Genomic DNA, 9,851 nt, shown 5'->3' with positions numbered 1-9,851 from the left:
CTTGATGCTGCAGGATCAGCTTTTCACCGACTCAGAACTGCATCCTTTTCCAAGGGCTGGATAGGTGCAAAATCTCAGCTAACGGAGGCCTTGCTGGCCGCCTTCAAGCTGCTTGGAGCCGTGCAAATCTGATGTTTATCCGGGAGGTACTTAGCTCTCTGCTGTCCATGCTGAGTTGTTTGGCCACAAATTTTCGCACGGTGCGGGGAACTTTGCGCACATCTCTGGGGAAAGTTCCCAGGAACCTGAGGGTGGTCAGTTGCAAGGCAAATCCAAGCCGTCCTGCACCCAGTCGGCAGGTTTCGATGAAGTCCAGATCAAAGTCATCCAGCTGAAAATACTTTTCCAGCTGCTCCTCAGAGGGTTCTGCTGCGTAGGTGCCGTAACGCTGGGCCTGCTCGGGGGTCAGGAAGTCGGTGGGCATGAAAGGGCGTTACCCGACCACAGGCCGGAAGTACAGGCTTTGAGGCCACAGAAAATGAACGGCACAGGGCCATCCCCATGAATTTCAGCCATGACTGTTTCTGGGCCCATGAACTTCACCTGGATTCAACAACCAGCTGGTCCCGCTTGCTGACGGTCAGGTACACCGTGAGGCCCAGAATCAGCAGCAAGAACACCACACTGGTGGTGGTGGTGCCCAGCCCCAGTCCACCATCATCTTTCGCCTGGGAAAGCCAATCCCCCACAGAGGCCCCGAGGGGACGGGTGAGGATGTACGCCAGCCAGAACGCCACAATCCCATTCCCCCGCACGATCAGGTGGCCCACACCGATCACAGCGATTGCCCCAGCGAAAATCAAGATCGAGAAGAAATACCCCACATTCAGGGTTTCGGCCAGCAGGTCTCCAGCAGCGGTGCCCAGGCTGAAGGTCCACAGGATGGTCAGCCAGTACCAGCCTTCCCGTCTGGGGGTGAAAATCGAATGGATAGAGAGGGTGCGTTCTGAACGGTACCACCCCAGGAAGGTAAGGACCAGCAGCACCGCAAACACCCCGGTGCTGGTCCACAAACTGATCCCCAGGTGGTCGGTGAGGTTGTCGGTGATCAGGGTGCCCACCACGCTGATCAGCACCACATTCACCCAGTACACGCCCGGGACGTACTTTCGGGTGCGGAACTGCACCACCAAAGCCACAATCAGCAACACAGACATCACCAGGGTGGTGCCAGTGAGCCCGAGGTTCAGGGTCTCATTCAAAAAATCGGCTGCGGTTTCTCCGACGGTGGTGGCCAGCACCTTGATGATCCAGAAGAACACGGTGACTTCTGGGACCTTGCTCCACAGGTTCGCTGGAGGCTCAGAATCAGACAGGGATGGGTTGTGGAATGCCATGGGATGCTCCTTTGAACCCGGAGCAAATGGGCTTGCGTCCAGGGCCGACTGCTGAGCATAATTCACAATGGTATAATTCTGGTATAGTCCCTGCTGGATGAACTTTTCGTGAATTTACAGGTCAGAATCGGCGGGAAATGCCACAGAAGACGGGCCTCCAAAAAGACACACTGGACTCCATGAACAATCAAGTTGGCCACACGTTTCAACTGCACTGGAAGTCCCTCACCATCTGGATCCTGGGGGTGCTGCTTCCCTTGCTGGGGGTGGGCCTGATCGCCGAAGACCTGATGGAAAAACAAATTTTTGCTTTTGAAGAGCCGTTCATGCGCCTGGTCCACACCCACGCCACGCCCACCCTGGACGCTCTGGCCCTCACCTTCTCTTTTGTGGGAAGCGTCAATTTCATTGGCCCCCTCAGTCTGGTGATCTGCCTGATCGCCTGGAAAAAAAGCAGCAGGTACGGCCTGTACTTTCTGCTGGCCACCCTGGGGGCTGCCGGGATGAACATCCTGGCCAAAATGGTGTTCAATCGCACCAGACCCCAGTTCTGGGAGCGTCTGGTGAATGAACCTGCAGCCAGTTTTCCCAGTGGGCACGCCATGTTCTCTGCAGCGCTGGCAACTGCACTCATTGCGATGCTGTGGCACACCCGGTACCGCTGGATGGTGTTCATCCTGGGGGTTGGTTTTGCGCTGTGTGTGGGACTGAGCCGGATTTACCTGGGGGTGCATTACCCCACCGACGTGCTCTGTGGCTGGGCTGCGGGCATGGCCTGGTCTCTGGCCTGCTGGCGGATTTTCAAAAGCCACCACTCCACCGATCCTGAAAAACCCACTCCCGACGAAGCATCTTCAACCGCTCAAAACGCTTAAATCATGGAGTGGGACGCAGGGCAATTGGAAGACGTCAAAAGTCCCAGGAAACAAAGCAGGCCACTTGATTTGGGCGAACTGCTACCATCACTCCAGTGAGAATTCTCATGAAACGAACATGTAAAGCCCTCCCTGCTCCGATAAGGACCACCATGACACTGTTCCAGAACATTTCTCAGCGGGTGCTGCGGGATCAACGCGACCACATCATGGTAGGTCACCGCAACCCATGAAGTCACCACCCTGTGCCTGAGGCACATCCAACACATTGCTCCCAGCCACCTGAGGGACCACACCGAGGTGCAAATGAAAGCTGTGGATGGGTGCTCAAAGGTCACCCTTCAGGAGTCTGCTTCCCAGTTCGAGCACCGCTGTCAGCAACTTCTGGATGCTGTGGAAGCCGGAGATGTGGAACGCATCAATCAACACTACTGTCCAAAACGCAGGTCATCCTGAAACAGGCCTGCCAAAAATTCCAGTTGGCTCACAGGCACGGTGCCCTGGAGTGCTTTTGATCAGATTCAGACCCAGACCCAGGCAAGCCGACTGTTGAGCATCAGGATTCAGTCAGGATTCTCATTTGTGTCTCAGCTGAGCTCAGTCTCCTTTCAGTGTCTTTCTCTAAAGTGAAGTGCAGAAAGGCAGGGGCAATCCCCAGGAGGTGAACAGACATGCTGTTTTTGATTTCACTCTTGATCGGTCTGGTGTGTGGAGGCATGATCGGAGGACTGGTGTTGCTGGTTGCAAACCGCATGCCTGTCTCCCGTCCCCACCTGGATGTTTCTGTGGCAACCACCCAGCAACAGGCTTCTGGCCACTGGATTTAACCCCTTGTTTTGATCTCTGAGCGGTGCTGGAGCATCCTTTCAGCTGCATCTCGCCAGGACTATACCGAGAATTAACCAGGGTGCGGCATGCTGTAAGACATGCTGTGTCTTTTTTGCCCCCCTCTCTTTGCTCTGGGTCTTTCATGCGCATTCTGATTGTGGAAGATGACCCGGGCATCCAGCGGCTGCTGGTCGACACGCTCACCGAAGAAGGTTACACCTGTGATGTTGCTGGAGGTGCCACTGAAGCCCTCCACCTGCTTCCCCTTTACCCTTATGCACTGCTCGTGCTGGACGTGATGCTTCCAGAAGGACCAGAGGCTGGATTTCACCTTGGAGAACAGCTGCGACTGGAGGGGGTGCAAACCCCGATCCTGTACCTGACCGCCCGAGGTGCCCTGGATGACCGGGTCAGGGGCTTGCAACTTGGCGGGGACGATTACCTCACCAAGCCCTTCCAGCACCGGGAACTCATCGCCCGCCTGCAGGTCCTCTTGCGCAGAGGGGCAGGACAGGCCCATAACCTGCTCCCTCTGGCAGCAGGCTGGAAACTGGACCTCACCCGGCACCAGGCGGTTCGGGATGCTTTGCAGGTGAACCTCACCCACAGGGAATACCAGCTCATGTCCCTGTTTGCCCACCACCCCGGTCGGGTGTTTTCCCGATCCGACATCCTGGACCGCATCTGGGCTGGAGAATCCAGCATTGAACCCAAAGTCATTGATGTGTACATCTCCACCCTCAGGAAAAAAACCGGTGAAGGGGTGATCGACACCCTCCGGGGCGTGGGGTACCGTCTGGGAGAAGGATGAACCTCCGGCTGCGCCTCACCCTCACCTATGCACTGCTCACCTCGCTGCTGCTGGCCCTGGCCGCCCTGGGGGTGTTCTGGGGCACCCGAGGGCAAATCCAGAAAAACACCGACACAGCCCTGGAAGATGTGGGGGCTGTGCTCAGGCAGAACCTGCAGGAAGATAGACAACTCAACCTGGACGACGCGCAAATCACCGCAGATTTCAGCGTGGTGGTGATGGACCATTCGGGCCTGGTCCTTGCCCAGAGTGGCGTACCCCATCCCCTGATGAAAGCATTGCACCCTGTGGGCTGGTATTCCGGAGAGAAATTCCGCTTGCTGGTTCTTCCCCTGAACGCCCAGACTGTCCTGATGGTGGGCAAGGACACCCATGAAAGCACTCTGTTTCTGAAAACCCTGCTCAGGATCCTGCTGCCGATCTATCTGGTCCTGATGCTGCTCTCGATGGGGCTGGGTTACCTGTTGGCCGACCGGGCCCTCAGGCCGGTGGACACGGTCACCCGCAAGGCCAGGGAGATCACCGAAACCGGACGTTACCAGGAGCGTGTGCCTGGGGTGATTGGAAACGATGAAATGGCCCAGCTGGTGCTCACCTTCAATGAAATGCTGGACCACCTGCAATCAACCATCGAGCGGGAAAAGACTTTTGCTCGACTGGCTGCCCATGAACTGCGCACCCCCCTCACCATCCTGCAAGGCCGCATTGGCCTGGCGTTGGCCCGGGAAAGAGACATTTCCTCCTACCAGAAACACCTCAGCGAAATGCAAGGGGGAGTGGACCGTCTGGTGAACCTCACCGAAACCCTCCTCAAATTCAGTCAAGCCGAACAGGTGCTGGTGGAACAGGTGGATTTGCAACTGGCTGTGCAACAGGCCGTGCAAGAATTCCCTGAGTCAGTTAGACAGCAGATTCAAACCCAGCTGCAGTCCAGCTGGGTGCAGGCCGAAACCGTTGCCTTGCAGCAACTCATTTTCAACCTGCTGGACAATGCCCTCAAATACGGGCCTGCAAACGAAAACATCCTGCTGCAGGTGGAAGATCACCAGCTGACAGTGCAGGACGCAGGAAAGGGTCCTCCCCGAGAAGAGTGGGAACGCCTGCTTCGCCCCCTGGAGCGGGGCATGTCTCCCCATCACCCAGCAGGTTCCGGTCTGGGCCTGGCTTTCGTGGCCTCGGTGTGCCAGCAGTGGAATGCCACCCTCACACCCCACTGGCTCCCAGAGGGCTTTCAGGTCACCGTAAAGTTTCAACTTGCAGAAGCCCAGCAGCACCTTTCACAGGAGAACCCCACATGTTAGATTCGATCAAAGCCGCAATCATGGGCGTGGTGGAAGGCATCACCGAATTCCTGCCCATTTCCTCCACCGGGCACCTGATCGTCACTGCCGACCTGTTGCACTTTAGGAGCAGCAACGCATTCGAAATTCTCATTCAACTCGGTGGTGTGCTGGCCGTGCTGGTGTTTTACTTTCGGGACATCATCAAACAGGCCCAGAGACTCACCACCTCGAAAGAGGTCCGACAGTTCTGGCTGGGCATCCTCATTGCAGCTTTGCCGGCCGGGATTCTGGCCTTGCTGTTCAAGAAGACCATTGAAACCCATTTTTTCAATGCCACAGTGGTGGCGATCTCGCTGATTGTGGGGGGCATCGTGATGCTCATTGTAGAACAGTTGCCCAGACGGGAAACCACCCATGAGACCACAGGGATCACTCTGAGGCAGGCCCTCATCGTGGGTCTGGCCCAGATCTTTGCGTTGATCCCCGGCGTTTCCAGGAGTGCCAGCACCATCCTGGGAGGAATGTTCTCGGGCATGAGCCGTTCTGCAGCAACGGGTTTCAGTTTCTACCTCTCGATTCCGGTGCTCGGAGGTGCATCCCTGCTCTCCCTGATCAAAGACCTGCACGAGGTGGGTCAGCAGGGGGCCTCCACCATTTTCATCGGTCTGCTGGTGTCGTTTGGAGTCAGTTTGCTGGCCATTGGGTGGCTGCTCAGGTTCATTTCCCGGCACAATTTTCAGGGTTTCGCCCTCTACCGCATTGTGGCAGGGACTGTGATCCTGCTGCTGGTTTCCACCGGGGTGATCACCCATGCATAGGGGCAGAGGCTTGCGTCAGGCAGCCCACTGCACCTGGAGCAGCGTGAAGGGGCGCTGTTCAACGGTGCTGGGGTGCGCCATGCTTGGCGGGGTGGGAAGTGTCCTCCTGGGTTCAAACCGAAATTTACTGGTAGGGGTGCGCTCTGGGACCCTGAGATTTGTGGACTGGATTGTGGTTTCTCCGTTCCTGGCTCACCTGCACCATGTTCAGGAGGACAGATGAAACAGGGCCGCGAACTGCAAGCTGATCGGCCCCGTGGGGTCCGAAACCTGCTGAGCAAGGTGCCAGAGGTCACGGTGCTGTTCTGGACCATCAAGGTGCTGACCACCGGGATGGGTGAAGCCGCCTCGGATTTTCTGGCCCACACTCTGGGGCCAGTGGCCGCGGTGGCCTTTGGGGTTCTGGGCCTGGTGGTTTCCCTGCTGTGGCAGTTCCAGCAGGACCAGTACCGGCCCGGAGTGTACTGGACGGCGGTGATGATGGTCAGTGTGTTTGGCACCCTGGCTGCGGACGCCGTGCATGTGGCCCTGGGCATCCCTTACCTGGTGTCTGCCCTGTTTTTCCTGGTCTCCCTGTTCATCACTTTCTGGCTCTGGCACCGCATTGAAGGTACACTGTCGATCCACAGCATCCACACCCGCAGGCGGGAGGTGTTCTACTGGGTGGTGGTGCTGTGCACCTTTGCACTGGGGACTGCAGTGGGCGATTTGACCGCCAAGACCTTCCACTGGGGCTGGCTGACTTCCGGAGTGATTTTTGGGGTGCTGTTCATCTTGCCCCTGATGTTTCAACGGCTGTTCAGAGGGCAAGAGATTCTGGTTTTCTGGGTGTCTTACATCTTCACCCGACCTTATGGAGCCTCTTTTGCGGATTTCATGTGGGTGCCCGTTTCACAGGGAGGGCTTGGGTGGGGAGCTGGGACCGTGACCCTGCTGCTGACCGGGGTGATTGTGCTACTGGTTGTGGTGTTGGCCCTGGGCAGAAAGGAAGTGCGTGATGCTTGACTTTGCTGGAACATGGTCAAGGGTAAGGTCAGGCATGAAACCTCTGTTGCTGCTGGGACTTCTGGGCTGGGGTACAGCGGGTGCAGCCCCTGCCAAAACACCCCATTTTGGGCATGTGTTTGTGATTGTGCTGGAAAACCATGGGTTTGGTTCGGTGATCGGCAACAAAAACATGCCAGAAATCAACCGGCTGGCTGGCACATACGGGCTTGCCACCAACTTCTGGGCGATCACCCATCCAAGTTTGCCGAATTACGTGGCGCTGGTGTCTGGAAGCACGCACGGCATTCAGGACGATGATGCCACCGTGGTGCTCAAGGGAGACAACCTGGCCGACCAGCTGGAACATGCCGGACTCAGCTGGAAATCTTACCTGGGGGGATTGCCTGAGGCAGGCTCGAAGGTGAATTTTGCAGGTGTATTTGGACGGTATGCCCGCAAGCACAACCCGTTTTTGTTGTTCAAATCCATCCAGCAGGACATGGCCCGGGCAAAGCAGGTGGTGCCGCTGGATCAACTGGCCAGCGACCTGAAGTCAGGGGAAATGCCGAATTTCAGTTTGATTGTGCCGGACCAGTGTGAGGACATGCACGGCACCCCTGCGTGCAGGGGAGGCAAGAACCTGGAGGCAACCGGAGACCAGGTGGCCGGGGAACTGGTGCGCAAGATCATGACCTCAAAAAGCTGGGGCAAAAACGACGTGATCTTTTTGACCTTTGATGAGGCGGACGAAAGCGCACCTGCCCAGGGACCGGAGAAGGTGGATCAGGGAGGTCGGGTGGTGCTGGTGGTGGTTTCGGGAAAGGCTAGGGGACCCATAAGCTCAAAGGTGGCTTTCAACCATTACAGTGTGCTGCGCACGGTGGAAGAAGGTTTTGGGCTTCCAGTGATGGGCGAAGCCCGGAACAGCAGGGCTTTGTGGGGATTTTTTCCATAAGAGACCCACTGGGATGCAGGGTGTAGCGCAAACGATCCTTTACAGAACACTTCTGATCGGAAAAGAAACACACGGGTTTCTGGACGTGAAAGTGCTCTAAAACTCGTCCTGAAATCAACGCCCTGCAAACCCCTGCTCCTTTTGATTTCGCTACACTGAAGCATGGGTGAAATTGTCGGATACGCCCGGGTCTCCACCCGGGATCAAAATTTGGAGCTTCAACTGGACAGCCTGAAGAAAGAGGGTTGTGAAAGAATCTTCACTGACCACCTCAGTGGGGCTTCCACAGACCGGCCTGGCTTTGAGGAAGCCCTGAAGTTTCTGCGCTCCGGAGACAAACTGGTGGTCTGGAAACTCGACCGACTGGGAAGAAGCCTCCAGCACCTGATTGAAACGGTGAAACTGCTGGAAGCCAGAGGGGTGGCATTGCACGTGGTGCAAGAGAAATTGGACACCTCCTCAACAAACGGCAAACTGTTTTTTCATATTTTTGGTGCCCTGGCTGAGTTCGAGCGGGACGTGATTCGGGACCGCACCCGTGCTGGGCTGGAAGCTGCAAGGGCCAGAGGACGTGTAGGTGGAAGGAAACACAAGCTGAGTGGGGATCAGATCAAAGCTGCTCGGGACCTGCTGAAAGCCGAGCATTCGGTGACCGAGGTGGCCAGGATGCTGCAGGTGTCAAGGAGTACCCTTTATCGGTATCTGCACGAGTGAATTGAAGCCAGCAATGGCTGTTTCACAAATCCATTTTTCTTCCAGGTCGGACATTTTCGCATTGCCAGTCCACCAGGGTCCAATCCGCAGTCAGGACGTTATAGGTTCAGTCCGTCTGCCGCAGGGTGGCCACATGGCTGGTGGGCGACGAGCCGAAGTGCCTCCGGTACTCCCGGCTGAACTGTGAGGCACTCACGTACCCGACCTCGAAGCCTGCCCTGGCGGCGTCCATCTTCTGTGTCAGCATCAGGCGCTGCGCTTCCGAGAGCCGCAGGGTCTTCTGGTATTGCAGGGGGCTCATGGCGGTCACTTCCTTGAAGATCCGGTGGAAGGCAGAGGCGCTCAGACCCACCTGTTCGGCCAGTTCCTCGATCTTCAGGGGCAGGTTGAAGTGCGTCCCCAGCCACCGGATTGCCCGGGCGATCCGGTGGCTGTGACTGCCCACCGCCGCCATCTGACGCAACCCCTCACCCTGAGGGCTCATCAGCACCCGGTACAGAATTTCCTGCTGAATCAAGGGGGCCAGGATCGGCAAGTCACGCGGCATGTCAATGAGCCTCACAAACCGACGAAAGATGTCCAGAAGGTCCAGGGTGGCCTCACCCAGCGCCATCGCTCGGCTTGATTCACTTCGGCCCACAGGAGGGAGGTCGGTGTTCAACAGGAGGGTTGTCAGGGCGGAGAGATCCAGTTCCAGCATGAGGGCCAGGAACGGGTGTTGAGAACTGGCCTCCAGAATCTGTGGGGTCACCGGGAGATTTGCTGAGGTCAGCAAGAAGTGCCCTGGGGTGAGCAGGAAGCTCTCCTCCCCGAGGCTCACCCGTTTCTGCCCGCCAATCACGAGGGTCACGCTGGGAGCGTACAGGCAAGGTTCAGCCGGAGTCGGCCTCGCGCGGCGATGCAGCGAGAGGGCAGGCCATGCGGTCGGGACATCTTCTGCCCGGCCTGTTCTTCTCGCAACCTGTTCAGCCAGGGTGGCCAGGGTGGCCTGGAACTCACTGCTCGTCTGACTCGGGGTGATGTCCATGTGTGTTCCGTTCGCTCCTTGAATGCCGATGGTTGGGTCAGCAGTTTCGATCTTACGAAGCAACTGAAACAGGTTTATCGGAGTGCGACGCGCATGTTGACCCGATCGGGGAGATGGTCGAACACGCTGAGCTTGGAGGTGATCGTGCCCATCTTGGTGAGGGTCGGCACAGAACTGGTCTCTTTGTAGATGATGGTGATGCTGTCCAGCGGATGG

Annotated in this window: 12 protein-coding genes; 9 read left to right on the top strand and 3 right to left on the bottom strand. The window is 57.3% G+C overall.

The features are described 5' to 3' along the window. Positions 1-103 precede the first annotated feature (103 nt). Both IEY52_RS24760 and IEY52_RS24755 read right to left on the bottom strand, forming a co-directional pair. Positions 104-424 (bottom strand): DUF4158 domain-containing protein, encoded by a 321-nt coding sequence (locus tag IEY52_RS24760; protein WP_189008745.1) that lies wholly within the window; start codon positions 422-424, stop codon positions 104-106. 115 nt (positions 425-539) lie between these two features. After that, complete coding sequence (locus IEY52_RS24755) at positions 540-1,337, bottom strand: COG4705 family protein (protein WP_189008741.1); 798 nt, start codon at positions 1,335-1,337, stop codon at positions 540-542. 179 nt (positions 1,338-1,516) lie between these two features. On the opposite strand from IEY52_RS24755, the gene IEY52_RS24750 reads away from it, so the two are divergent. The 9 genes from IEY52_RS24750 (at position 1,517) to IEY52_RS24710 (ending at position 8,608) form a co-directional block, all read left to right on the top strand. Then, positions 1,517-2,212: a phosphatase PAP2 family protein gene (locus IEY52_RS24750; protein ID WP_189008738.1), complete on the top strand. Its 696-nt coding sequence runs from the start codon at positions 1,517-1,519 to the stop codon at positions 2,210-2,212. Positions 2,213-2,518: 306 nt separating this feature from the next. Continuing rightward, positions 2,519-2,668 carry a hypothetical protein gene (locus IEY52_RS24745; protein WP_189008735.1) on the top strand — a complete coding sequence of 50 codons (150 nt, stop codon included), beginning with the start codon at positions 2,519-2,521 and terminating at the stop codon, positions 2,666-2,668. A 215-nt stretch (positions 2,669-2,883) separates the two neighbouring features. After that, positions 2,884-3,039 (top strand): hypothetical protein, encoded by a 156-nt coding sequence (locus IEY52_RS24740; protein WP_189008732.1) that lies wholly within the window; start codon positions 2,884-2,886, stop codon positions 3,037-3,039. Between the two features lie 143 nt (positions 3,040-3,182). Beyond that, on the top strand, positions 3,183-3,851 hold the full coding sequence (locus IEY52_RS24735; protein ID WP_189008729.1) for a response regulator transcription factor: 669 nt from the start codon (positions 3,183-3,185) through the stop codon (positions 3,849-3,851). Then, the gene (locus tag IEY52_RS24730) at positions 3,848-5,152 is read left to right on the top strand and encodes a sensor histidine kinase (RefSeq protein WP_189008726.1); all 1,305 of its coding nucleotides are present in this window, start codon (positions 3,848-3,850) and stop codon (positions 5,150-5,152) included. The genes IEY52_RS24735 and IEY52_RS24730 overlap by 4 nt, the downstream gene beginning before the upstream one ends. Continuing rightward, positions 5,146-5,952: an undecaprenyl-diphosphate phosphatase gene (locus IEY52_RS24725; protein ID WP_189008723.1), complete on the top strand. Its 807-nt coding sequence runs from the start codon at positions 5,146-5,148 to the stop codon at positions 5,950-5,952. The genes IEY52_RS24730 and IEY52_RS24725 overlap by 7 nt, the downstream gene beginning before the upstream one ends. A gap of 219 nt (positions 5,953-6,171) precedes the next feature. Next, positions 6,172-6,957: a COG4705 family protein gene (locus IEY52_RS24720; protein ID WP_189008720.1), complete on the top strand. Its 786-nt coding sequence runs from the start codon at positions 6,172-6,174 to the stop codon at positions 6,955-6,957. 34 nt (positions 6,958-6,991) lie between these two features. Beyond that, positions 6,992-7,894, top strand: a complete 903-nt coding sequence (locus tag IEY52_RS24715) for an alkaline phosphatase family protein (protein WP_189008718.1) — start codon at positions 6,992-6,994, stop codon at positions 7,892-7,894. Positions 7,895-8,056: 162 nt separating this feature from the next. Next, entirely contained in the window at positions 8,057-8,608 is a 552-nt protein-coding gene (locus IEY52_RS24710) for a recombinase family protein (RefSeq protein WP_189008715.1), read from the top strand. A gap of 106 nt (positions 8,609-8,714) precedes the next feature. Here the strand turns inward: IEY52_RS24710 and IEY52_RS24705 are convergent, their stop codons facing one another. Next, positions 8,715-9,635, bottom strand: coding sequence for an AraC family transcriptional regulator (locus tag IEY52_RS24705; protein ID WP_189008754.1), 921 nt, complete (start codon positions 9,633-9,635; stop codon positions 8,715-8,717). Positions 9,636-9,851 lie beyond the last annotated feature (216 nt).

The sequence above is a fragment of the Deinococcus roseus genome (genome assembly GCF_014646895.1).
Taxonomy (GTDB): Bacteria; Deinococcota; Deinococci; order Deinococcales; family Deinococcaceae; genus Deinococcus_C; species Deinococcus_C roseus.
Note: the sequence above shows the minus strand (reverse complement) of the source record. Positions and strands in the feature narration are given on the sequence as shown.